Genomic DNA, 24928 nt, shown 5'->3' on the forward strand with positions numbered 1-24928 from the left:
ATGTGATGCCGGAGGCGGGCCTTCCGCTCCCGTTTATTCGTACTCGATGGTCGCGGGGGGCTTGCTCGTGATGTCGAAGACCACCCGGTTGATGCCCTTGACCTCGTTGACGATGCGCTGGGCCACCTTCTCCAGGAGATCGTGGGGCAGGCGCGCCCAGTCGGCGGTCATGAAGTCCTCGCTGGTCACGGCACGCAGGGCGCACATGTTCTCGTAGGTGCGCTCGTCGCCCATGATGCCCACGGTCTGCACCGGCAGCAGCACGGCGAAGCACTGGGAGGTGTTGCGGTACCACCCGGAGGCCTTGAGCTCCTCGATGAAGATGGCGTCGGCGTTCTGGAGGATCGCCACGCGCTCGGCCGTGACGCAGCCGGGGATGCGCACCGCGAGGCCGGGGCCCGGGAAGGGGTGGCGCCAGACCATGTCCTCGGGCAGGCCCAGGGCCAGGCCCGCGCGGCGCACCTCGTCCTTGAAGAGCTCCCGCAGGGGCTCCACGAGCTTGAGCTTCATGACGTCGGGAAGGCCGCCCACGTTGTGGTGGGACTTGACAAGCACCGCCCCGCCCACGCCGGAGCTCTCGATGACGTCCGGGTAGAGCGTGCCCTGGGCCAGGAAGTCCGCCTGCACGGTCCCGGCCTCCTTGTCGAAGACCTCGATGAAGGTCCGGCCGATGATCTTGCGCTTCTGCTCGGGGTCGCTCACGCCCTCCAGGGCCCCCAGGAAGGCGGCGCGGGCATCCACCCACTTCACGGTCATGTCGAAGGGCGCGAAGGCCTCCTGCACCTGGGTCATCTCGTCCTTGCGCATGACGCCGGTGTCCACGAACACGCAGGTGAGCTGCTTGCCGATGGCCTTGTGCAGCAGCACCGCGGCCACGCTGGAGTCCACGCCGCCCGAGAGGCCCAGGACGACGCGGCCTTCGCCGACCTGCCTGCGGATGGCCCGGGTCTTCTCCTCGATGAACTGGCCCGTGTTCCAGTCCAGCTTCATGCCGCAGACGTGGAGGAAGTTCATCAGGACCTTGGAACCGTGCTGGGTGTGGGTGACTTCCGGGTGGAACTGGATGCAGTAGATGCGCCGGGCCCGGTCCTCCATGGCCGCCACCGGGACGCCCCGGGTGTGGCTGGTGATCCCGAAGCCCGCGGGGGCCTTCTCCACGTGGTCCCCGTGGCTCATCCACACCTGCAGCTCGTTCTCCAGCCCCCGGAAGAGGAGGCTCTCGGGGTCCTGGATGCGGATCATGGCCTTGCCGTACTCCCTGCGGCTGGAGCGGTGGATGACCCCGCCCAGATTGCGCGCCAGGAGCTGCTGGCCGTAGCAGATGCCCAGGATGGGCACCCCCAGGGCCAGGATGGCCGGATCCAGGTCCGGCGCGCCGGCCTCCATGACGGAGTTGGGGCCGCCGGAGAGGATCACGCCCTTGAGGTCGGGCCCGCCGATCTCCTGGGCCGTGGCGCCCGGGCCGTAGACCAGCCCGAAGGCCCCGAGGTCGCGCAGCCGCCGGGTTATCAGGCGCGTGTACTGGGACCCGAAATCGAGGATGGCGACGCGTTCATGATGCATGGGGGCCCCTAAAACTTGATGATACCAGAGGCTAACGCGCCTTCTTCAGGGTCTCGTCGGTGCTCTGCAGGACCCAGCTGCGGCCCTCCTTCCGGTAGGAGGCGTGGCGTTCCTTGGTCTCCCCGGCGCGCACGCCCGGGTGGAGGGTCTGGAAGAGGCCGAACCAGGCCGTGGGCCTGCCCAGCCGGATCTGGTAGGTGACCCGGGCGGAATCCCGCATGTACTCGATCCTCAGGGCCCGGACGAACTCCGCCTCGGCCGCGGGGAGCTCGTAGCCATTGGGCGAAAGCCGGACCTCCTTGGGGGACGACGCGCCCGGCTTGAAGGAGAAGGTCTCGCGATCCCCTTCGACCTTCCGGGTCACGGCGAAGGCGCCCTTGCCGGCGGCCTCCTGGAGGGCCACGAGCCTGGCGTGTTCCGCGGAACCCTTGATGGCCGAGGCGGACTCGGGAATGGTCACCACGATCTGGACCGGGTAGTCCTTCTTGATGTCGCCTTCGGCCTCCCTCCGGGAGAGCTTGGACGAACCGCAGGCGAGAAAGGTGACCAGGAAGGGTACTGCGAGCAGCATGCGCATGGGGGTGGCCCTCTGGCCCAATTCTAGTGGCCCCAGGAGTACGTGACTAGTCTCACGAATTCCCCGTCCTATAATGGCCGAGCCGAAAAGGGGTCCAACGTGAACAAGCTCTTCCTCGACCATCTCGCCCAGGAAACCCGCGCCCTCCGGGAGCAGGGGCTCTACAAGAACGAGCGGGTGATGACCAGCCCCCAGGGCCCCTGGGTCGAGGCCAACGGGAAGAAGGTCATCAACCTCTGCGCCAACAATTACCTGGGCCTGGCCAACCACCCCGCCCTGGTCGAGGCGGCCCAGGAGGCCCTGGCCCGCCGCGGGTTCGGCCTGTCCAGCGTGCGCTTCATCTGCGGGACCCAGGACATCCACAAGGAGCTGGAGGCCCGGATCAGCACCTTCCTGGGCATGGAGGACACCCAGCTCTACTCCAGCTGCTTCGACGCCAACGGCGGGGTCTTCGAGCCGCTGCTGGGCGAGGAGGACGCCATCATCTCGGACGCCCTCAACCACGCGTCGCTGATCGACGGCATCCGGCTTTGCAAGGCCCAGCGCTACCGCTACGCCAACAGCGACATGGCCGACCTGGAAGCCCGGCTCCAGGAGGCCTCGGGAGCCCGGTTCAAGCTGGTGGTCACCGACGGCGTGTTCAGCATGGACGGCTACCTGGCCAACCTTCCCGCCATCTGCGACCTGGCGGAGAAGTACGGCGCCATGGTGATGGTGGACGACAGCCACGCGGTGGGCTTCATCGGCGCCAAGGGCCGGGGCACCCACGAGCACCACGGGGTCATGGGCCGGGTGGACATCATCACGGGCACCCTGGGCAAGGCCCTGGGCGGCGCCTCGGGCGGCTACGTCTCCTCCTCGAAGGAGGTCATCGACTGGCTGCGGCAGAAGTCCAGGCCCTACCTCTTCTCCAACACGCTGGCCCCCTCCATCACCGCCACCAGCATCAAGGTCCTGGAGATGCTCGAGCAGGGCGACGGCCTGCGCAACCAGCTCCGGGCCAACGCGCTGCACTTCCGCACGGAGATGGGCAGGCTGGGCTTCAAGCTCCTGCCCGGGGAGCATCCCATCATCCCGGTGATGTTCTACGACGCGCCCCTGGCGCAGGAATTCGCGTCCCGGCTGCTGGAGGAGGGCGTCTACGTCACGGGGTTCTTCTTCCCCGTCGTGCCCAAGGGCCAGGCCCGCATCCGCACCCAGATGTCGGCCGGCCACAGCCGGGAGGACCTGGACGTGGCCATCGCCGCCTTCGCCAAGGTCGGACGCGCCCTGGGCGTCATCAAGTAGCATACGGAGGCACCCCATGAAGGCATTGGTCAAGAGCAGGCGGGAACCCGGGCTTTGGATGGAGGACGTCCCGATGCCGGAGACGGGCCCCAACGACGTGCTGATCCGCATCCACAAGTCCGCCATCTGCGGCACGGACATGCACATCTGGAACTGGGACGCCTGGAGCCAGAAGACGATCCCCGTGCCGATGCACGTCGGCCACGAGTACGTGGGCATCATCGAGCAGGTGGGCGCGGAGGTCGAGGGCTACAAGGTGGGCGACCGGGTCTCGGGCGAGGGCCACATCGTCTGCGGCCACTGCCGCAACTGCCGCGCCGGCAAGCGCCATCTCTGCCCCAACACCCGGGGCGTGGGCGTGAACCGCCCGGGCTCGTTCGCCGAGTACCTGTCGCTGCCGGCCTCGAACCTCTTCAAGGTGCCCGACGGCATCTCCGACGACCTGGCCTCCATCTTCGACCCGTACGGCAACGCGGCCCACACGGCCCTCTCCTTCGACATGGTGGGCGAGGACGTCCTCATCACCGGCGCCGGCCCCATCGGGATCATGGCCGTGGCCATCGCCAAGCACGTGGGCGCCCGCAACGTCGTCATCACCGACGTGAACCCCTACCGCCTGGACCTCGCCCGGAAGATGGGCGCCACCCGCGCCGTGGACGTCAGCAGGGAGAAGCTGGCCGACGTGGAGAAGGAGCTGGGCATGACCGAGGGCTTCGACGTGGGCATGGAGATGAGCGGCAACGGCGGCGCCTTCCGGGGCATGATCGACTCCATGGCCAACGGCGGCCGCATCGCCATGCTCGGGATCCTCGGCGAGGACGTGGCCGTGGACTGGGGCAAGGTGATCTTCAAGGGCCTGTTCCTGAAGGGGATCTACGGGCGGGAGATGTTCGAGACCTGGTACAAGATGGCCGCCATGATCCAGGGCGGGCTGGACATCAGTCCCATCATCACGCACCACTTCCCCATCGACGAATTCCGGAAGGGGTTCGAGGTCATGGGCAGCGGGAAGTCAGGGAAGGTCATCCTGGACTGGGGCGTCTAGCCTGACTGGGTGGGTCGGCTCAATAATCTGAGGGGCCGGCCCACCTCGTCAAATCCGAGGGACTCAGTAGTCAAGGCCCATCTTGAGCAGGTGCAGGCCGAGGGAGAGGAGCGAAGCGAGAATGCACGCCACCGCAAGGGCGGCGCTGTTCAGCTTGCGCCACCAGCCACTGGATTCGGTCCAGGCGAGGACGGCATTGCCGATGGCCGCGACCGTCCCGGCCAGGGAGATCAGCCCAAGGATCTGGAACAGCCGCTGGAGAGCATCCGCGAAGACCAGATGGTGCTCACCCATGGATTGGAGCCAATAGGCGAACCCGCCCGCACAAGCCAGGTTCGTCAGGGCCGCGAGCCGGCTGGCCCGGTACCACCCCTGGGCCCGGGGGGAGAGCCCGGACGGTTTCCCGCACCGCCAGCGGACCAGGGCCGCGAGGGGCCAAAGCGCCAGGGCGGCGAGGAGAACGGTCAACGCATAGCCCAGCACCACCTTGCTGCCGAGAAAGGACTGCCATGCGGTCGCTGGGAAGAAGACCATGATCGGCGAGTAGGGTTCGATGGCCATGTGCTGGACCTTGCCGCCCTCCACCACGAAGACCAGCTGGTCCTGGCCTTGGAGGTCCTGCCAGACGAAGGGCGCCACCTCGCGGAAATGCCTGGGTTTGCCGGTCAGCAGGTCCTTCCACACCAGGTCGCCCTGGCCGTCCTGCCTGAATTCCTGCATCCCCAGGAACCGCAGGGCATAGAGGAAACTGCTTTTCGGATTCCGGCTGCACCAGTAGTTCCCCGCGACCTGCGCGCCATGCTCGCGCGCGGTGGGCAGCGCCCGGGGCGCGGCGGCTGCCGGCATGGGGAAATAGCGGTCGAGGAAGCCGTCCTCGATGGCCTGGCGGAGCCGGTAGGCGGCCTTGTCCTGGCCGACCCCGTCGATGGACAGGTAGAGCCCCACTTTCGCCCGGGTAAGCAGCATCAGGTCGCTGTGGAAGAACATCGTGTCCCCGCCGTGGGCGATGATGGTCTGTCCGTTGCGGTCCTGGCGGTAGAAGCCCAGGGCCATGGGGTGGGCCCCCGGGGTGCAGGTCAGCTCGAATTCGTGCATCATCCGCGCCGTGGACGGCTTGAGGATCTGGGCGTCGTTGTAGCGGCCTTCATTGAGATGGGCGATCATGAAGCGGCCCATGTCGTCTGCGGATGCGGACAAGCTGCCAGCCGGGGCCATGGAGATGAGCTCGAAGTACTTAGGGGGCTCCGAGGCCAGCTGGTAGGTGGTGGCCATGTGCCCCTTGAAACGGTCCGGAAGGGGCTGGACGAAGGTGCTGTGCTCCATGCCGAGGGGGCGGAAGATGTTCTGCTCGACGTACGCCTCGAAGGGCATGCCGCTGACCCGCTCCACCAGGTATCCGGCGACGGATGCGCCATAGTTCGAATAGGCGGGCACCTTGCCGGGCGCGTATGCCCGTTCGGGGACCCAGCGCTTCAAGGTCGCGCCGTTGCTCATGAAATCGGCCTGGTCCGGGATGATGAGGCCCCGGATGCACTCCTCGAAACCCGCCGTGTGGGTCATGAGGTTGCGGAGCGTGACGGGGCGCCCTCCCCGGTCCGGGATGCGGTAGTCGAGGTAGGTGTTGACGTCCTTGTCCAGATCCAGCTTGCCCTGCTCGACCAGTTGCATCACCGCCGTCCAGGTGAGCAGTTTGGATACCGATCCAGGCCGGAACATGGTGGTGGCGGGATCCACAGGCTTCCCGGAGGCGATGTCCGCGGAGCCGTAGCCGCGGCTCACCAGGATCCTGCCATCCTTGACGACCGTGACCACGGCGCTGGCCACGTCCGCGGACGGAATCCCATAGCCGAGGAGCCCGTCCAGCCACGCCTGGGCATCCTGTGCCGTCAGGGCGGGCGGGGCGGCCGGCGCGGCCCGGGGCGATTCCGCCTGCCCAAGCAGGGCGGCGAACCCCAGCAGGAGCAGGCTGGGAAGTCTGGACAGGCGGGACGGAATCGGCATGGGACGTTCTCCCTGAGGGTCAGGCCAGTCCCCGGTTCACGGGGTTCGCGGTGGAGTTCATGGCTGGAATTGTCCTGACATTATGGCGCGGCAGCTTGGTGCCGATCGCGCCGCCCTCTGCCAAATCCGACCAATCCACCGCACTAGGCGGGATTTCGCAGGTTCCGCACGGCTTCCAGCCAAGCGCCGCCCCTGGGCCATCACGGAACATGAAGCCTCGGGGAGGGCTGGATATGACCTGTTCCAGGTTGGATTTTCTGAAGACGCTCGGCATGGGAAGCATGGCCTGGGCGGTGGCCAAGCCGCCCTTGCCCGCGCTGGCCGGGGGCGGCGGCGTCCTGCCGGAAGCCAGGGCCCTGGCGGCCAGGATGCGGATCCGGGACGTGGAGATCTATCCCTTCGAGTTGAGAATGAAGGAACCCTTCACGGTTGCCTTCGAAACGTTCGACCATTCCAAGGGCGTCCTGATCCGCATCCGCACCGACGCCGGCCTCACGGGCCTGGGCGAAGCCAGCCCGCTGCTCCGGGTGACAGGCGACACCCAGGCTACGGCGGTCCACGCCGCCCGGCAGATCCGGGATCTCCTGGTCGGCAAGGACCCCCTGGCCATCGAGCGCACCCTCGGACTCATCGGCGTCCATCTCCACTCGAATCCCGCCATCGTCGCCGCCTTCGACATGGCCCTCTGGGATCTCCTCGGCAAGGCGGCGGGGCTCCCCATCTTTCGCCTCCTGGGGGGCGACACGACCACCTTCGAGACGGACCTGACCATCGGGCTGGACACCCCCGAGGCGATGGCCGCGAGTGCCCGGGCGTCCCTGGCCCAGGGGTTCAGGACCCTGAAGATCAAGCTCGGCCAGGAACCCGCGGCGGACCTCGCGCGGCTCCAGGCGATCCGGGAGGCCGTGGGCGGCGCGGTGACGCTGCGCATTGACGCCAACCAGGGCTACACGGTGCCCCAGGCCCGGTATGCCCTCCAGCACATGGAGCGGTTCAACCTTCAATGTTGTGAACAACCGTTGGACCACAAGGATCTGGAGGGCATGCGGTACCTGCGCACCGTCAGCCCGATCCCGCTGATGGCGGACGAGTCCCTCTTCTCGCCCTCCGACGCGCTCCGGCTCCTGAGGGAGGAGGCCTGCGACTTCTTCAACATCAAGCTCATGAAGTGCGGAGGCATCACCAGCGCCCTGAAGATCGCCTGGATCGCCGAGGCCGGAGGCGTGCCCTGCATGGTGGGGTGCATGCTTGAGAGCCGCCTGGGCCTGACGGCGGCAGCCCATGTCCACGGGGCCGGGCGGGCCATCACCATGGCCGACCTCGACAGCCATTATGACTTTACCGTGGACCCCATCCTCGGCGGCATCCGGGTCGCGGGGGGCCTGGTGACACTGCCCGAGCAGCCCGGCCTGGGGGCCGACATCGACCCCGCCTTCCTCCGGAAACTCGAACGGGTTCGCTGACCTTGAAGGGGCAAGGTTGTATCAAATTCACAGGAAAACCCGGGCAGCGGACCAAGCGGCAGACCCCGATTTCTCTGATGATTGGTAAAACCCAAGCCCTTGTTTTGATTTGAAGTTCCCCACCTTGCTCGCCGTCCCTGCGGCGAACGCTTTCCAGGAGCCTCGATCATGAGCCGATCCATCCTTAGGCTAGGCGTCCTAACGCTGGTCCTCGCCGCCTCCGGTCCAGCAGCCTATTCCCAGAGCATGACCACCGGAGCCATTTCGGGGATCCTGCGCGCCCCTGACGGTTCGCCTGTGGCCGGGGCGGCCGTGACGGTTTCCAGCAGCCAGGTGCGGCGATCCACCGTGTCCCAGGCGAACGGGACCTACCACTTCGGCCTTCTGAACCCGGGCGAATGGCTGCTGGAGATTGCCAAGCCAGGCTTCGTGCGGTTCCAGACACGGTTGTCCGTGGCCACCAACAATGACCAGACGGTCAATGTGAAACTCGGCTTGATGAAGGAAATGATCGTCGAGGTGGTCGAGACCGCCGGCACCGTGGACTTCACCAGCACGACCCAGGGCCTGAACCTGGACCGCAAGGCCATCGATTCCCTTCCCAAGACCCGCAATTTCAATTCGCTCGCGCTCCTGGCTCCGGGCTCCTCCGCCGACTACAACCCGGGGGTGATGGGCGTGTCGGGGGTGAACATCAGCGGAGCTTCCGCCGCCGAGAACCAGTTCGTCATCGACGGAATGAACACCAACGACTACCGGTTCGGCACCCAGAGCTCGGGCCTCAAGACCGATTTCATCGAACAGATCGAGGTCCAGACGGGCGGTTTCCGGCCGGAATACTCCGCCCTGGGCGGCGTGGTCAATGTGGTGACGAAGTCGGGGACGAACACGACCCGGGGCAGCGCCTGGATGACCTGGGACCCGGGCGGCTGCCAGGCGGTTGCCAAGGGCAACGAATTCGCGAAGCAGGACCCGCCAAGGTCGCGCACCGACTTCGGCTTCGAACTGGGCGGGCCGGTCATCAAGGAGAAGCTCTTCTACTTTGCCGGGGTGGATTCGGAATCCTCCAAGGGCCAGCGGCCCCTTCCCAATGACGACCCGGGACTCGTGGGCGGCAGGCCCACCCTGGACCGGCTGCAGGCCCTGGGCAAGATCAACTGGTTTGCCACCCAGGACGTCCAGTTCACCTTCGCGGCTTCCACCGACGTCACCAAGAACAACCAGGATCCCATCTACCAGGGGGGCGGCACCCTGAACCAGGGCCTGGACCAGCGGGACACCGTAACCAACCTGAGCCTCAGCTTCGATTGGACCATCGCCTCGAACCTCCTCCTCTCCGCCAAGGTGGGCTCAGTCAAGGTCGCTACCGACTACACCTATTCGGCCGAGTCCGTCCAGCGCACCCAGGCGGTCTGGGACTACTACTATTACATCGGCGGACCGGGCGCGGCGACCCACCCCGAACTGGCGGGCAAGGTCGCGCATTACAGCGGCGGCCGGGGCGTGGTGAACACCGCCCCCACCGACAGCGCCAGCAACCAGGCCCGCATCGATCTGTCCTGGCTCTGGAACCAGCATGCCTTCAAATTCGGGTTCAGCCAGATCGACGCCACGGTGCACAACGGCCAGACCACCACCGGACCTCTCAGTCCCATGAGCGAGAATGGCCAGTATCCGCTCCTGTACTACGTCCTCGCCAATGAATGGCCCATGCTCGACGTGGTGGAGCTGCACAGCAAGACCACCGGTAAATCCAGATACTCGGCCTTCTACGCCCAGGACATCTGGGAGGCGTTGCCCGGCCTGCGGTTGATGTACGGCGCCCGGATGGAATCCCAGAGCGTCCGGCAGGTGGGTGGGCAGACCATCCTCTCGTTCAAGGGGAAGGACTACCTCCAGCCGAGGCTCGGCCTCACCTGGGATCCGGCCAATGATGGCAGGACCAAGTTCTCGGCGAGCTATGCCGTGTACTACGAGGCCATGCCGAATTTCATCGCCGTCGCCCTTGCGGGGGACCAGACCTTCACACAGCGAATATTCGGCTACTTCGGCCCCAGTACCGCCTTCACCTACAACAACGGCCAGCCGATCATCCTCGACCCCAATGGCTATGACCTGATGCAGGACTCCAGCGGCCAGACGAAGTCGGCCCCCGTCGCGGATGGGATCAAGCTCCCCAAGCGCACGGAATGGATATTCGGCTTCGACAAGGACCTGTCCCGCGGCTGGTGGCTGGGCCTGCATGCGAAATACCGCAAGCTCACGGATCCCATCGAGATCTCCGCCCTCGCCGACACGGAGGGCAACTACTACGATTCCGGGGTCGCGAGCGCCTTCATCGGCGGCAGTCCCGTCCAGTGGCCCGGCCAGGGCATTCTTTGGAATCCCGGACCGACGGCATCCTGGACCGCCCGCACGGATCCCAGCAGCCAGAACAGCGGCCAGAAGATCACGGTCAACGATACCCACTACCCGAAAATGTACAACGAATACAAATCCATCGACATTTCCCTGGCGAAGCGCTCGGACCGCGATGCCTTGCAGTTCAGCTATACCTGGTCCCGCCTGAGCGGCAACTACCAGGGGGTGAGCTACAGCGCCAGCCCCAGCACAACCTCCGCGGGCTTTGCCAACATAGGCCAAGCCTACAACAACGCCTTCATGGTCGGCTCGGGCCTCCTCATCGGGGACCGGACCCACGCCATCAAGCTCCAGGCCTCCCACCGCTTCACGGTGGCCGGCAACGACCTCAACGCCGGCCTCAGCGGCGACTCCACCAGTGGCGTGCCCATCAGCCACTTCGACAACCACGGCGATTTCACCGGGGCCGGCGCCGCTTCACCGGCGGGTGGGCGCCTGGGCCAGTTCGGCCGCACCCCCTGGATCACGAATTTCGATCTGCACCTGGACTACCAGGTAAGCCTGCCCATGGGCCTCAAGGCGACCCCCTTCGTGGATTGCTTCAACCTTTTCAACACCCGAAAGACCACCTACGTCTATGAGACGGCCACCCAGCCCTTCACCGGCGATCCGGGCGACCGGGACCCGAAGCTCGAGCAGTCAAGGGCCTGGGTCCAGGGCCGGCGCTACACCCTGGGCGTCAAGATCCAGTTCTGAGTCTCCTTTCCGAGGTATGACATGCCCTTCACGCGCAACGAGTTCCTGAAGACCCTGGGCGCAGGGGCCCTGGCAGTGGCCAGCGGCGGCCTTGCCCTCCCTGCCGCCTCCGCCTCCCGCGCGCTCACGGAAGCCCGGAAGGTCACGGGGCGGATGAAGATCAAGGACGTGGAAGTCTACTGCTTCGATCTGAAGTTCAACCAGCCATTCAAGATCGCCTTTGATGTCATCGAGGGCACCCAGGGGGTCCTGATCCGGATCCTCACGGATTCCGGGCTGGTGGGCCTGGGCGAGTCCAGCCCCCTCCAGTCGGTCACGGGCGACAACCAGGCCACCAACCTTGATGTGGCCCGCCACCTGCGCGACCTGCTCAAGGGCAGGGACCCCCTGGCCATCGAGGGCGCCCAGAAGGTGTTCGGCGGCTACCTCCATTCGAACCCCAGCATCATCGCGGCCTTCGATATGGCCCTCTACGACCTGCTCGGCAAAGCCGCAGGCCTCCCCTTGTTCCGGCTGCTGGGCGGGGACCAGACGTCCTTCGAGACCGATTGGACCACGGGCCTGGGCACCCCGGAGAAGATGGCCCAGGATGTGCGCGACCACCTCGCCAAGGGCTTCAGGATCCACAAGGTCAAGCTGGGGACGGAACCCGATCCGGACGTCGCCAGGCTCCAGGCCATCCGGGACGCCGTGGGCTACGACTGCACCATCCGCATCGATGCCAACCAGGGGTACTCCGTCCCCCAGGCCGTACAGGCCCTGCGGCGCATGGAGAAGTTCAACATCCAGTGCTGCGAGCAGCCCCTGGCGGCCTCGGACCTCGAGGGCCTGCGCCATGTTCGCAACGCCAGCCCGATCCCGATCATGGCGGACGAGGCCCTCTTCTCACCCCATGACGCCCTCGCGCTGATCCGCGCCCAGGCGTGCGACTACTTCAATATCAAGCTCATGAAATCCGGCGGCATCAGCAACGCCCTCAGGATCTCCTGGATCGCGGAGGCCGCCGGCATCCCATGCATGGTCGGGTGCATGGCCGAGAGCCGCCTCGGCCTGACAGCCGCGGCCCATGTCCACGCGGCGCGCCAGAACATAACCTTCGCCGATCTCGATGCCTTCCTGGAATTCGGGGATGATCCGGTCATCGACGGAATGACGGTCCGCCAAGGCGTCGTCACCCTGCCGGAGAAACCCGGGTTGGGTGCCGACATCGATCCGGCGTTCCTGAAGCGGATGAAGCGAGTTTGAGGCCCATGGACCTGGGGGAGGGGTTCGGCTGCTCCGCCGAGGCGTGGCCGGAGGCCTACGGCCTGCCGCTCCACGTCACGTTCCTTCCCCCAGTCCGGAACAACCTGCGGGACTTCGCCCAGGTATTTCGCGACCTGTATCCCCAAGGCTCGATCCGCTACGCCGTGAAGGCCTCGGGCCATCCGGCGCTGCTGGCTGCGGTGGCGCAGGACGGGGCAGGGGCCGACGCCGCCTCGCCCTTCGAGGTCCGCTGCGCCCTGCAGGCCGGAATCCCCGCCCAGGCCGTGAACGTCAACGGGAACGCAAAGGACGACGGGCTCATCGGGGAGGCCGTGGCCCAGGACATGCTCCTGGTGGCCGACTCTGTGGAGGAACTGGCCCAGGTGGAGGCTGTGGCCCGCAGTCAGGGACGCCAGGCGCGCCTGCTCCTGAGGCTCTCGGGCTTCGCCCTGGGGGAGGTGACGGGGGCCAGCATCCTCACGAGCGGCACCTGGTCGAAATTCGGCATCCAGATCAACGAGATCCAGGATCTGCTGGAAAACCTCTCCGCTTTCCCGTCGCTCCGTTTCCTGGGGCTCCACGCCCACATCGGCTCCCAGGTGACGCACCCGGAACCCTATCTCGCGGTGCTGGGACGCATGGTGGAACTGGCCCGGGCCCTGAAGGCCCGGACGGGGAGATGTTCCATCCTGAACCTGGGGGGCGGCTTTCCCGTCAACTACCTTGACCGGCCGGCCTGGGACACCCTGCTCCGGCGCCTCGCCGCCCAGGACGGCTTCGGCTGGAATGGGGCCACGGGAGGTCTGCGCACGGGCGCGGACGGCGTCCTGGATGCCTTCCGCTGGCACGGAACCGCCTTCCACAGCCCCTGGCCCAAGGCGGCGATGCTGCGGGCGATCCTCCAGGGTCAGGTCCAGGTGGAGGGCCGGGCTCTGGGCACCCTCGAGGCGCTGGCGTCCCTGGAGGGACCGGAACTGATGGTGGAGCCGGGGCGCAGCATCGTGGAGGACGCGGGGATCACCCTCTGCACGGTCTCCCAGGTCCGGCGCGTCGCGTCGGCCCACAACCTTGTGGCCGTGGAGATGGGCATCACGAGCCATGCGGACGCCCTCCTGGAAGGGGGGGCCAACCGGTGGCAGCTTCTGGGGGGACCGGCCGAGTCCGAACCCTTCGAGACCTTCATCGCCGGCAACCTCTGCTTCTCTGGAGATCTGCTCACTCCCTTCAAGACCTGCCTGCACCGCCGCCCCCGTCGCGGCGACACCCTGGTCGTCCGGGACACGGGAGCCTATTCCGGCCACTTCATGGCCAGCAACGCGAATGCGTTTCCGCGTCCGGCCCGGATCCTTGTGGATGGAGACGGGAAGGTCACCGTCATGAAGCTCCGGGATCGATTCCAGGACCTCTTCAATCAATAAGGCTACCATCGAACGTATGAGTCTCCCCAACTCCTTGAATCCAGGCCGGCCCAGTCCGGCGCCTCCCACGGGGCCCCCGAACCGGGGACCCCTGCCGCACGCCCTCCCTGACGTCACGCCCTTGTTCGCCGGCCAATCCGCATTCGAGGAACTCTTCGACCAGCAGCCCAACACTGTCTTCGCAATCAAGGATCTCGGCGGCCGGTATGTGGGCGTCAACCAGGCCCTGGTGGCCCGGGTGGGCCTCAAGAACAAGTCCGAACTTTACGGCCGGACGGTTTGGGACATCTACCCCAAGGCCCTCGCTGCGATCTTCGAGGCCCAGGACCAGCTCGTCATGCAATCCGGGAAATCCTTCATCAACCACCTGGAGCTGGATTGGTACTCCTTCCGCCGGCCGGGGTGGTGCCTCATGACGAAGATCCCCTTGATGGACCAGGGGAGGAAGATCGTCGGACTGGTCGCGACCAGCCGCGTCCTTCTGGCCCCGGGTGAACACGTGGAGATTCCTCCGACCCTAGCCGAGGCTCTCAATCACCTCGAGTGCCATTTCGACGAGCCCATCTCCCCGCTGAACCTCTCGGCGCGCTGCGGCATCGCTCCGGTCCGTTTCGCGCGGCTCATCAAGAGGATCTTCCGGGTCACGCCCAGCCAGCTCATCAACCAGGTGCGCCTCACCGAGGCGACCCGCCAGCTGAGGGACACGGACCAGAACATCGCCGAGATCGCCCAGAACTGCGGCTTCTATGACCACAGCGCCCTGACCCGCGCCTTCCGCTCCGTTACCGGGGTCACGCCTTCCCATATGCGGGCCATCTCGAAGCGGATGAAGTCCTAGTCAGCGCACCGGCTGGGGGGTCGGGATGGTCGGGGGCGCGCTGCCCTTGTACCACTCGCCGTTCACCACGTAGGTGTCCGCGGCGAGGTCGTCGCCGCCCACCTGCATGTCCACGCCCAGGCACACCAGGAGGTAGCCGTCGAGCTTGGAGCTGAACACCTGGGCCACGCGGCCCCGGCGGTCCTTGACGTCCATGATCGGGGAGGTCACGTAGGGCCGGTAGAAGAAGGGGTGCTTCCAGGGGGTCTCGGGCATCTGCTCCAGGTACTCGGGCACCAGGGCGGAGAGGAACCGCGGGTACTCGCCGTGGTTGCCCTTGTAGCGCGTGAGGGCGTCCGAGATGCGCTTCATGGTGCCGTGGAGCTGCCGGGTGCGGTCCCGCAGGTCCTGCCGGAGCAGGGCCTCCAGGGTGAAGAGGTCCTTGGTGGCCTGCTGGCCCTTGGGGGACTCGGGGTACTGGGAGGCCAGCTGCTTCATGAGGCTCTGGGCCTCCTGGTTCCGCCCTTGCCGGTTGAGTTCTATGGCTTCTTCATACAATTTTTCCGGAAGGCGGGGATCCTCCGAGCCGCAGCCGGTTAGCAACACCGCCGCCAGGGCCAGGATCGATGCTCGCGGGAAGTCCATGGCGGAACCATAGCACCAACCCGACCTGGAATGAAGATTAGACTGGTCCCATGCGCCTACTCGCCCAGCACTCCCCCGGTTTCGATCCCTCCCGTCCCTGGCTCGACAAGGTCGTGGAGGTGAAAAGTGAAACCCGTTTGTTCCAGCACATACTCGTCCAGCGCAGCTCGCCCCACACGGACCGGGAACACGGCTTCACCCGGCTCCTGTGCCCGGACTGGGTGAACGTGGTGGCCTTCACCCGGGAGGGGGAACTGCTCCTGGTCGAGCAGTTCCGCCACGGGATCGGGGCGAGCACGCTGGAGGTGGTGGGAGGGGTCTGCGACCCCGGCGAGGATCCGGGCACCTCCGGACGGCGGGAGCTGCTGGAGGAGACCGGCCACGCCCCGGACCGCTGGATCAGCCTGGGCAGCTGCCTGCCCAACCCCGCCATCCAGGACAACCGCTGCCACTTCTTCCTGGCCCTGGGCTGCCGGCAGGAGGCTGCGCTGGACCTGGATCCCTCCGAGGAACTCCGGGTATGGGCCGTGCCCTGGGTGGAGGCCGAGGCGATGCTGAGGGACGGCCGCATCGAGCATGCGCTGGTGCAGGTGGCCCTTCTGCGCATGTTCCTGTGGGAGGGGTGGGAGGACCTCAAGAGGGACCTAAATCGTCACGGGGATGCTACATTGGAGGATCACGGAGGGATTGATGGCCAGTGATTGTTCGTTCGATGTTGTCTCCAAGGTGGACATGGACGAGGTGAAGAACGCCGTCACGCAGGCCATGAAGGAGATCGGCCAGCGCTTCGATTTCAAGGGTTCCATCTCCAAGATCGACCTGAAGGAGGAAGGGGTCCTCGTCCTGGCCAGCGACGACGAGGTGCGCCTCAAGGCCGTGGTGGACGTGCTCCAGAGCAAGCTGGTCAAGCGCGGCGTGAGCATCCGGGCCATGGAGTTCGGCAAGGTGGAACCCGCCACCAAGGGCACCTGCCGCCAGGAGGTCAAGATCCTCCAGGGCATCCCCTCCGAAAAGGCCAAGGGCCTGGTGAAGGTCCTCAAGGACGCCAAGGTCAAGGTGCAGGCCTCCATCCAGGGCGACCAGCTGCGGGTCTCGGGCAAGAACCGGGACGACCTGCAGGAGGCCATCGCCCTCTTCAAGAAGAACGACCAGGGGCTCGATCTCCAGTTCACGAACTACCGGAACTGAACGATGGCCCGCATCGACCTGCTGCGCTATTTCCTGCCCATCTCCGGCAAGCTGGCCGAGGTGGAGGAGGAACTGCAGCGCAAGCTCAAGTCCGATGTGGCCGTGATCAGCAGGCTGGCCGAGCACGTGGGCTCGGGCAAGGGCAAGCGCCTGCGGCCGGCCCTGGTGCTCCTGGGCAGCCGCCTCTGCGGCGTCGAATCCAGCGAGGACGTGCGGTTCGCCGTGGTCTTCGAACTGGTCCACACCGCCACGCTCATCCACGACGACGTCATCGACCACGCCCAGACCCGCCGGGCCAGGCCGACCCTCAACTCGCTCTGGGGCAACACCCTCACCGTGCTCTTCGGGGACCTCCTCTACCTGCACTCCATGTCCTCGGCCATCGCCGGCAGGTCCTTCCGCATGCTGGAGATCATGGCCGACGTCACCACGCGCATGATCGAGGGCGAGCTCATCCAGAACGACTGCCTTTTCAACCTGGACACCACCCGCAAGGACTACTTCGACATCCAGGAGCGCAAGACGGCCCTCCTCTTCGCCGGCTGCACCGAGACCGGCGCCGTGCTGGCGAAGCGCCCCGAGGCCGACTGCGAGGCCCTGCGCCGCTACGGCCTGGAGATCGGCAGGGCCTTCCAGCTGGTGGACGACCTCCTGGACTACACCTCCACCGAGGCCGAGATGGGCAAGCCGGTCTTCTCGGACCTGCGGGAAGGCAAGCTGACCCTCCCCATGCTCACCCTCATGGAGCGGGCCCCCCTGGAGGCCCGGCCCATCATCGCCCGCATCTGGGAGAACGGCGAGAAGGTCCCCATCGCGCCCGCCGACGAGAAGTCCCTGCGCGATCTCCTGGAGCGCCACGAGGCGCTCTCCGAGACGCGCGACCTGGCCCGCCGCGCCTCGGAGGCCGCGACCGCGGCGCTGGAGAAGGTGGAGGGGCACGCGGGCACCAAGCGGCTCCTGCTGGACATCCCGGACATCCTGCTGGCCCGGAGCAGCTGATTTCCCTCCTCGGCGAACCTCGGCTACCTCGACGATGCCTTTCTTTCCTCGATCCCGCGGCGCAAAAAACAGCCTGGATCCGTGAACGCTTGAGAGAACCAGGCCGAATGGCTCCATTTTGCCCGACCGCCCCACCGCCAGGACCGTTCACAGGCTAGTATTTCGGCTCGGGACCTTGCTGGTCATGTTCAGAAGGCCTCCATGGGCAATTCCGAGGTCACTCCGCCTAAGCCTTCAGCCAATCGTGGCGATGGCAGGCGCCCTTCAGATGGGGACGGCGGTCAGGCCGGGTTTGGAAAGGGGGCTGCCATGCTCCGAAGAAGGGCAAGGAAGGCTTCCCGGCCAGGGAGGACACGACCGATGTCCAGTTTGAGTTGGCCGGAGCCACGCAGAATCCGAGCGGGAATCTGGATCAGTTCCTGGATGATCGTCTTCATGCGACGGCGTTTGGCGGGGTGACGGTGGCGGATGACGCCCTTTCCGAGGATTCCGAGCAGGCGAAGCACGTTGTAGGCCAGCATCCCAAGGCCCAGCACGAGGGCGTTGGTCTTGAACGCGCCGCTCGGCATCCGCTCCAGGTCCAGTTCGCTCTTGATCTCCGCGTGGTACTGTTCGGCCGTCGCGTGCTCGCAGTAGAGATCGAACAGCTTCTCGCCGGGCAGGTCCAGGCTGGTCACCCATGTCTCCATCTCGTACTTGGGCCAGCGCCGAAGCAGCAGCCTCTGGCCGGGCGGCACATCTTCCAATTCCCACATCAGCCGCTTGGTGATCTTGAGGAACCGGCGCACGGGAATCTGCTTCCCCTCGAATTCCCGCATTTCCATCCGGCTGAGATAGGTCTCCCGGCGGTTCCGGCCTGTGCGCGTCCAGGCGCGACCGGAGAGCGCCTGGGCCTCCTCCAGCCAGTTCCAGCGAACGTGCGCCGGGTTCCCCTTCACCAGGAAGTCCACGCCCTCCCCCTGGGCCATCGCATAGTTCTCGGCGGCGTCGAAGGCGGAATCCAGTCGGATCAGGATCAACTCCACACCCAGGCTGCGGAGATCCTTGATTGCTGCCCGCAGGACCGCCGTGGCTCCTTTCTGGCCATGCTGTTTGCCGGGCCGGAATTCTTCGCGGATGCACCAGCCCTCGACCCCAGCGAAAACGAACATCGGCGCGAAGCCAAAGACGTCCGGCATATAGGTCCGGCTCACGCCCTCCTTCTTGGTCTTGCCGTTGTCCTGGGGCGTGGTGTCCCCGTCCAGGCAGACGTGCCCGGTGCTGCAAGGCGTGATTGAGGCCCCAGACCGCCGGATGAGATCCAGGCTGGCCTGACGGACCATCCGCAGCGCCTCCTCCAGGTGGCCGTCGGCCAGATTGTCCAGGTGCTGCCGGAGCGTTTCCGGCGAGGCCACGCGGCCGATCCGGAGGGCCTTGGCAACCCATGCCTGGCCAGACCAGGAACGCAGAGCCTCAAAGTCGCTCTTGCCCGTGGCCAGCGAGGCCACGTAGGGCGTCAGCACGTCACCCCAGGCGATCCCGCCTCGGCCCTTGTGGAACGTCCGGGTGAAGGTGGAACGGAAGTCCGTGTAACGAAACAATGCGTTCCCGACCAAGGCAATCCCGCCCACGCCCGTGAGCACCAGACGCTCTGACCCTCGCATCCCAATTCCGCTCATCCCGCCTCCCACAAAAGATTAGACAGACGGAGGGAGGGGAGAGTTTAATCCTTTTGTTGATATGTTTAAGCTTGCCATAAATGAAACAACAAATGGTTCGCGGTTTCAGGTAAGCTTGTTTTATGGAAACCTCAATTCGACGGCTTCTGATCGCGGGCCTCGCCTTGGCCCCTTGCGCGGTTTCCTGCTTCGCCCAAGATAGTTGGGCGGCCTACCTCCAAGAATGGAGCAAGGCGCCCCCGGAGCGGAAGCAATGGACGCTCCTTGTACGGTCTGGAGATCAAAAGGCCACGTGGTGGCGCCGGGACGGCGACCTGGCCCGGCTCTCCGCAGACCAGGAACTGGACATCCAAGGGCTGGACCCGGCAGCAGTCACTCGAATTTGGGCCCTCCATGACTGGGGAATGGTGCCCCATTGGTTGCTCCTGGAGCGCACGGGGGAGAAGGTGTTCGATGGGGAGGGGACGCCCAAGGGAGAAGAAATCCTGGCCGCTATCCACACCGTGGAGGAGAAGACCCGCTGGGAGAGTCGGGAGGCCTTCCTTCGGGAGAACCCGGACAATGGCGAGGCCCTGGAGGCACGGCTGATCTCCTCCCTCTATCTGGCCGCGTACCGATACAAGAATTTGGTCGAGGACGGCAAGGCCTTGCCCAGCGGCCTGGACCGCTCCGGGCACCTCACCTTGGGCCAGGACGAGGCGGGCACGGCAGCGGACCGGGTCTTCGCGGAGACGGCAGAGTCCCTGGAGCGCCTTATGGCCTTGCCCGATGGGTGGAGATTGGGCCCCACCGCCGTCTCCCACCTGGGCCTATTCCTGAGGGCGTTCGAGGCCGGAGCCTCCCCCCGCATGGTGGCGGTGTTGCATCAATTACGGAGGGCGGCCTTGGGGGAGTGGGCTCGGAGCCCCAATTCGGAGGCCAGTTATGATGGGCAGTCGCTGTCTGGTCTCTCGGCCCTGTGGGCCGCCTGCGATTGGACCTTGGAGGGTGGAAGCCCAGGGAGCCTGCCTCGCCTCATCCCCGCTCCAGGGTGCATCTTCCCCTCGTACGACCTGCTCTTATTCGCCGCCAATCAGGTCTTTGACCAGGAGAAGATCCTGGCGTTCCTGGCCACAGTCCCTACTGACCCTCCAGAGGGCCCCGTGAGTTCCGTGCAGTGGAAAACCTATCTTCACCGCGAAGCCGACCATGCGGGCCTTGTTGCCCGGGCCAACGCCCACTTGGGCCGCTGGGAGCCAGCCCAAGCGGCCTTGGGGGACTGTCGGCGGTGGAGCGGGGCTGGCTGGAAGGGGATGAGCCTCCTGAGGGAATTCTCGAAGGCTCCGCCCCCTACCGCCCCCACCGGATATCAGACCAACCCCCAAAAGAATTCTAAGGAACATTCACCCAAGGAAACCCCTAACGCAGAGAAGCCGAAGGGGGCTCCCCCGGCAAAGCCCGATGCCCCCATGACCGCCATTCCCCCCAAGTCCTCAGGGCCTCCACCCTCCGCCCCCGATTCCGGGCCCGGGGACCCCCCTCGAGAATTCCTCGAATTGTTGGCGAGCGACCCCCTCCCGGATCTACCTCCCCCTCCAGGGCCCTCGCCCATCAGAATGGTCCTGTGGGGAAGCCCGGCCTGGTCCAAGGACTGGATGTCCCTTGCCCGGACCCCGGCCCTAGCCCCCTGGGGCCCGGACGAACTCAGCTGGACGCCGTCCACCCCAGAGGACGAGACGGCCCTGGCCGCACTGGGGTTGGAGGCCCCTAGGTGGGCGATTTACCAAGGGTCCTCCACCCTCCTGGCGTCAGGAGACGCCCTTCCGGCCCCCGCCCTCCTGGCCCTAGAACTCAGCGCCTCCGGCCCCACTCGCCTCCAGCGACTCAGCACGTTCATCCGGCAGAATCCCGACCACCTGGACGCCCGCCGAGAGCGTTTCGCCCTGCTGCGCCCCCGTATGCCCAATTCGGCCCTGGAGGGGACTCTAGCCGAAGACGCCGCCAGGGCGGGAATTCCTTTGGAGGTGGACCCCAAGGGGCCCTGGTCCCCAGCCCCAAGCATCTGGGTCAGGAAGGCCTCTCGGTTGATGCCCGACCTGGAGGCGGCCCTGCACCGGTGGCCCAGTTCCCGCTCTCTCTGGCGCCTTTGGATCGCATGGTTGCCCTACCGGGAGAAGCCTCTTTCACCCTATACCTTCGCCCTGGCCCTCCCGGTGCCCAGAAACCAAGGGGAGTGGCTGGCGGACCTGCCCAAGGAAGTGCACCAGGCCGTGGCGGCTGAGCTGAGGGGGAAGGGGCGCTTCGGCCCCATGAGGGATTGGTTCCAAGCAGCCTGGGTCGTTGCAAGCCAGAGAAAGGAAGACCCGGCGGGGAACCGGGAAACCCTAAGGTCCTGCTTGGCAGAAGCCCTGGTGGGGATCCAAGGGACTCGGCCTGGTATTCGTTCTTCGTTGGGAGGAGGCTGAAGGAATGTGCACCTATGGAGTTATTCCCCGAGCGTTCACGGCTCCTGTGAACCTTCCGATGGAATAGGAAGGGCTCGGTTCCTTGAATTCACAAGAAATGGGTCGAATTGTTCCGGGAGAGGCTCACGGATTCAGGAACAGATGCGCCGGAGAGGGCTGAAACAGAATGCATCGCCGAGGAGGCCGGGGGCCGAGGTTCGCCGAGGAAGGCTGGGCCAGCCTGTCAGCCCTGCTGCGCCTCGTGGGCCCGCAGATCCCACTCGATGCCGGCCCGCTTCAGGGCGTTCATGTACGATTCCTTGTCGGGGCACTTCATGTACCCTTCCTTGGCCTCGATCTGCTTGGCCAGGATCATTTCCACCAGGGCGTCGTTCATGAGCTTCTGGCCGTAGGCGCGGCCCGTCTGCATGGCGCTGGGGATCTGGAAGTTCTTGCCTTCGCGGATGAGGTTGGAGATGGCCGGCGTGATGAAGAGGGTCTCCAGGGCGGCGATGCGGCCCCCGCCGATGCGCTTGAGCAGGGCCTGGCTGATGACGCACTTCAGGGCGTCGGCGAGCATCACCCGGATCTGCTGCTGGCGGTCCGCGGGGAACTGGTCCACGATGCGGTCCACGGTGCCGATGGCGCTGGAGGTGTGCAGGGTGCCGAAGACCAGATGACCGGTGATGGCCGTCTCGAGGGCGATGGAGATGGTCTCCAGGTCCCGCATCTCCCCCACCATGACGATGTCGGGGTCCTCGCGCAGGGCGGCCCTCAGGCCCGACTTGAACGACTCGGTGTGGGTGCCCACCTCCCGCTGGTTCACCAGGCAGCGCTTGCGGGCGTGCACGAACTCGATGGGATCCTCGATGGTGAGGATATGGTCGTCGCGCTGCTTGTTGGCGAGGTCGATGATGGCGGCCAGGGTGGTGGACTTGCCCGAGCCGGTGGGGCCGGTGACGAGCACCAGGCCCTTGTTGAGGCCCGCCAGGCGCCGGACGGGGTCGGGCAGGCCCAGCCTGTCCGGGTCCGGGATCTCGTTGGGAATGACCCGGCACACCATCCCGGGCCCCACCCGGTCCATGAAGTAGTTCACCCGCAGGCGGCAGCCGCCGGCCTCGAAGGGGTAGGCGAAGTCGGCGTCGCTCTTCTCGGCGAACTGCCGCCACGCGGCCACGGGCGCCAGGGCCTCCATGATCTCCATGATCTGGGTGGGGCCCAGGATCCCGAAGTCCGTGAGGTCCTCCAGGTCCCCGTGAACCCGGGCGATGGGCGCCTCGAAGGAGCTGAGGTGGAGGTCGGATCCCTTGCGCTCCAGGAGGGCCCGGAACATCGCCTCCGCCATGGGGTGGGTGCCGTAGATGGGCTGGGCGCGGGTTCCGCCCTTCTGGCCCGGGGGCGGGGCCGCGGGGACCGGGAGGGGCGCCGTGACCGGCGCGGCCGGCGGGTTCGTTCGCCGGGGCAGGGGCTGGGTTTCCGTGGCGGCGCCCCGGGAGGGCTCGGCGGTGATCCGGGTGCCCTGGGGTCCGCGGCTCACCAGGACGCGGTACAGTTCCCCGCCGGCCTCGTGGTCGAAGTAGGCCTCGCCGGTGGCGGCCAGCGCGGCCTCCTTGGCGGTGGGCACGACCTCCTTGGCCAGGGCCTCGACCATGGACGGGGGCAGGGGGTTGGCCAGGAGCGGCATCTCCACCCCCCCGGCCATTTCCAGGATGGGCGGGGCGTTGGGTTCCAGGCGGAGCCGGTGGCCGCCCCGCGGGGTGATGTGGGCCAGCAGTCGGTCCAACTGGGGCATGGCGGGCTCCGTGGGGCCCCCCCAGTCTAGCCGAATCCGGCTCCGGACTCGTTGATACAAAGACCCAGGATCCGGCTACACTAGGCGATCCGCAACCCGCGCCATGCTCCAGGAGACCTGATGAACATTCACGAATACCAGGCCAAGGAACTACTAAGGCAGTACGGCGTCGCCACGCCTGGAGGCAGGGTGGCCCGGGACGCGGCCGAAGCCGCCGCCATCACGAAGGAGATGGGCGGGAAGAGCGTCGTGAAGGCGCAGATCCACGCCGGCGGCCGCGGCAAGGGCGGCGGCGTCAAGTTCGCCAAGACCCCCGAGGAGGCCTCCGAGCTCTTCACGAAGATGAACGGGATGAATCTGGTCACGAAGCAGACCGGCGCCGAGGGCCGCACGGTCCACACCGTCTTCCTCTCCGACCCCGTGGACATCGCCCGGGAGCTTTACTTGAGCTTCCTGGTGGACCGCGCCACCGGCCGGGTCACGGCCCTGGCCTCCACCGAGGGCGGCGTCGAGATCGAGGAGGTCGCCGAGCACTCCCCCGAGAAGATCGTGAAGATCGCCGTGGATCCCGCGCTGGGACTCTCCGGCCACCAGGCCCGGGAACTGGCCTTCGCGCTGGGCCTGGAGGGCGACAGCTGGAAGAAGGGCGCCGCGTTCTTCCAGAACCTGTACCGCCTCTTCGTGGAGAAGGACTGCTCCATGGTCGAGATCAACCCCCTGGTGGTCACCGTGCAGGGCGACGTCTGCGCCCTGGACGCCAAGATCGCCTTCGACGACAACGCGCTGTTCCGCCACCCGGAGATCGTGGCCTACCGCGACCTCGACGAGGAGGCCCATGCCGAGATCGAGGCCTCGAAGTTTGGCCTGAACTTCATCAAGCTCGACGGCAGCATCGGCTGCATGGTCAACGGCGCCGGACTCGCCATGGCCACCATGGACATCATCCAGCACCACGGCTCGAGCCCGGCCAATTTCCTGGACGTCGGGGGCGGAGCCTCCGAGGAGGCCGTGAAGAACGCCTTCCGCATCATCCTCCAGGACCCCGGCGTCAAGGCCGTGCTGGTCAACATCTTCGGCGGCATCATGCGCTGCGACATCGTGGCCGCGGGCGTGGTGAACGCGGCCAAGGACATCGGCGTGACGATCCCCGTGGTGGTGCGCCTCGAGGGCACCAACGTCGAGCAGGGCAAGAAGATCCTTTCCGAGAGCGGGCTGCGCATCCAGGTGGCCGCCAACCTCGACGACGCGGCGCGCAAGGTCGTGGCCTCCATCCAATGAGCGCTGCCGATCCCAAGGCCGAGTACGAGGCCAAGTGGGCCGAGTACCAGTCCGTGATGCACCGGGGAGCCTGGCGCATCGGGTGGGGCTTCTTCTACGTCACCGTGGGCTTCCTGCCCATGATGTGGCTCTTCATCTGGATCGTGGGCGCGGGCAACTGGGAGAAGACGACCTTCCACGCCCCGCTCCTCATGTGGATCGCCGTGCCGCTCAACCTGGCGGTGGTGGCGGCCCTCGTGCTGCAGCTGTACCGCAGGAACCTGGAGCTCGACGCCGTCAAGCGCCAGTACCTCACCGAGCTCCGCGCCCTCAAGTCGCGGCTGCCGGACTCCCGCATCCCCGCGTCCCGGCCCGCGCCGGGGCCGGATCCCGACTCCTTCCGCGACGACGCCTGAACCCCTTCTTCCGAGGT

General features: G+C 66.4%; 18 protein-coding genes. 12 read left to right on the forward strand and 6 right to left on the reverse strand.

Annotated elements, in window-relative coordinates; genetic code table 11:
- Positions 1–33 precede the first annotated feature (33 nt).
- Positions 34–1563 (reverse strand): glutamine-hydrolyzing GMP synthase, encoded by a 1530-nt coding sequence (gene guaA / locus ACZ5MC_RS11280; RefSeq protein ID WP_464517757.1) that lies wholly within the window; start codon positions 1561–1563, stop codon positions 34–36.
- Positions 1564–1594: 31 nt separating this feature from the next.
- A complete protein-coding gene (locus ACZ5MC_RS11285) occupies positions 1595–2134 on the reverse strand; it encodes a hypothetical protein (RefSeq protein ID WP_464517758.1) in 540 nt (179 codons plus the stop codon).
- A gap of 105 nt (positions 2135–2239) precedes the next feature.
- Between ACZ5MC_RS11285 and ACZ5MC_RS11290 the strand changes: the two genes are divergently transcribed.
- Together ACZ5MC_RS11290 and tdh are read left to right on the forward strand one after the other, a co-directional pair.
- Positions 2240–3427 carry a glycine C-acetyltransferase gene (locus tag ACZ5MC_RS11290; RefSeq protein WP_306600523.1) on the forward strand — a complete coding sequence of 396 codons (1188 nt, stop codon included), beginning with the start codon at positions 2240–2242 and terminating at the stop codon, positions 3425–3427.
- Positions 3428–3443: 16 nt separating this feature from the next.
- Positions 3444–4472, forward strand: a complete 1029-nt coding sequence (gene tdh, locus ACZ5MC_RS11295) for an L-threonine 3-dehydrogenase (RefSeq protein WP_464517759.1) — start codon at positions 3444–3446, stop codon at positions 4470–4472.
- A 63-nt stretch (positions 4473–4535) separates the two neighbouring features.
- Here tdh and ACZ5MC_RS11300 read toward each other — a convergent pair whose 3' ends face one another.
- Entirely contained in the window at positions 4536–6473 is a 1938-nt protein-coding gene (locus ACZ5MC_RS11300; protein ID WP_464517760.1) for a serine hydrolase domain-containing protein, read from the reverse strand.
- Between the two features lie 272 nt (positions 6474–6745).
- Between ACZ5MC_RS11300 and ACZ5MC_RS11305 the strand changes: the two genes are divergently transcribed.
- From ACZ5MC_RS11305 to ACZ5MC_RS11325, 5 genes are all read left to right on the forward strand, one after another.
- Positions 6746–7936, forward strand: a complete 1191-nt coding sequence (locus tag ACZ5MC_RS11305) for a mandelate racemase/muconate lactonizing enzyme family protein (protein WP_464517761.1) — start codon at positions 6746–6748, stop codon at positions 7934–7936.
- Positions 7937–8104: 168 nt separating this feature from the next.
- The gene (locus tag ACZ5MC_RS11310) at positions 8105–11053 is read left to right on the forward strand and encodes a TonB-dependent receptor (RefSeq protein ID WP_464517762.1); all 2949 of its coding nucleotides are present in this window, start codon (positions 8105–8107) and stop codon (positions 11051–11053) included.
- A 21-nt stretch (positions 11054–11074) separates the two neighbouring features.
- Entirely contained in the window at positions 11075–12298 is a 1224-nt protein-coding gene (locus ACZ5MC_RS11315; RefSeq protein ID WP_306600528.1) for a mandelate racemase/muconate lactonizing enzyme family protein, read from the forward strand.
- A gap of 5 nt (positions 12299–12303) precedes the next feature.
- Entirely contained in the window at positions 12304–13716 is a 1413-nt protein-coding gene (locus tag ACZ5MC_RS11320; RefSeq protein ID WP_464517783.1) for an alanine racemase, read from the forward strand.
- Between the two features lie 121 nt (positions 13717–13837).
- Positions 13838–14554 carry a helix-turn-helix domain-containing protein gene (locus ACZ5MC_RS11325; RefSeq protein WP_306600529.1) on the forward strand — a complete coding sequence of 239 codons (717 nt, stop codon included), beginning with the start codon at positions 13838–13840 and terminating at the stop codon, positions 14552–14554.
- On the opposite strand, the gene ACZ5MC_RS11330 is transcribed toward ACZ5MC_RS11325, so the two are convergent.
- Entirely contained in the window at positions 14555–15178 is a 624-nt protein-coding gene (locus ACZ5MC_RS11330; protein WP_306600531.1) for an outer membrane protein assembly factor BamD, read from the reverse strand.
- Positions 15179–15228: 50 nt separating this feature from the next.
- Here ACZ5MC_RS11330 and ACZ5MC_RS11335 point away from each other — a divergent pair, with 50 nt between their 5' ends.
- Genes ACZ5MC_RS11335 through ACZ5MC_RS11345 form a run of 3 tightly spaced genes read left to right on the forward strand, consistent with a single transcriptional unit; the run spans position 15229 to position 17365 of the window.
- Positions 15229–15879: an NUDIX hydrolase gene (locus ACZ5MC_RS11335; RefSeq protein WP_464517763.1), complete on the forward strand. Its 651-nt coding sequence runs from the start codon at positions 15229–15231 to the stop codon at positions 15877–15879.
- Entirely contained in the window at positions 15869–16366 is a 498-nt protein-coding gene (locus ACZ5MC_RS11340; RefSeq protein ID WP_306600533.1) for a YajQ family cyclic di-GMP-binding protein, read from the forward strand. Before ACZ5MC_RS11335 ends, ACZ5MC_RS11340 begins: the two co-directional genes overlap by 11 nt.
- A 3-nt stretch (positions 16367–16369) precedes the next feature.
- Positions 16370–17365, forward strand: coding sequence for a polyprenyl synthetase family protein (locus ACZ5MC_RS11345; protein WP_306600534.1), 996 nt, complete (start codon positions 16370–16372; stop codon positions 17363–17365).
- 281 nt (positions 17366–17646) lie between these two features.
- Here the strand turns inward: ACZ5MC_RS11345 and ACZ5MC_RS11350 are convergent, their stop codons facing one another.
- Both ACZ5MC_RS11350 and ACZ5MC_RS11355 read right to left on the reverse strand, forming a co-directional pair.
- On the reverse strand, positions 17647–19023 hold the full coding sequence (locus ACZ5MC_RS11350; protein ID WP_464517764.1) for an IS1380 family transposase: 1377 nt from the start codon (positions 19021–19023) through the stop codon (positions 17647–17649).
- Between the two features lie 2667 nt (positions 19024–21690).
- Positions 21691–23238, reverse strand: coding sequence for a type IV pilus twitching motility protein PilT (locus ACZ5MC_RS11355; RefSeq protein ID WP_464517765.1), 1548 nt, complete (start codon positions 23236–23238; stop codon positions 21691–21693).
- A 120-nt stretch (positions 23239–23358) separates the two neighbouring features.
- On the opposite strand from ACZ5MC_RS11355, the gene sucC reads away from it, so the two are divergent.
- Together sucC and ACZ5MC_RS11365 are read left to right on the forward strand one after the other, a co-directional pair.
- Positions 23359–24516 (forward strand): ADP-forming succinate--CoA ligase subunit beta, encoded by a 1158-nt coding sequence (sucC, locus tag ACZ5MC_RS11360; RefSeq protein ID WP_464517766.1) that lies wholly within the window; start codon positions 23359–23361, stop codon positions 24514–24516.
- Positions 24513–24911 (forward strand): hypothetical protein, encoded by a 399-nt coding sequence (locus tag ACZ5MC_RS11365; RefSeq protein ID WP_306600537.1) that lies wholly within the window; start codon positions 24513–24515, stop codon positions 24909–24911. Before sucC ends, ACZ5MC_RS11365 begins: the two co-directional genes overlap by 4 nt.
- Positions 24912–24928: the final 17 nt, after the last annotated feature.

The organism is Mesoterricola sp. JemC181 (genome assembly GCF_055384585.1).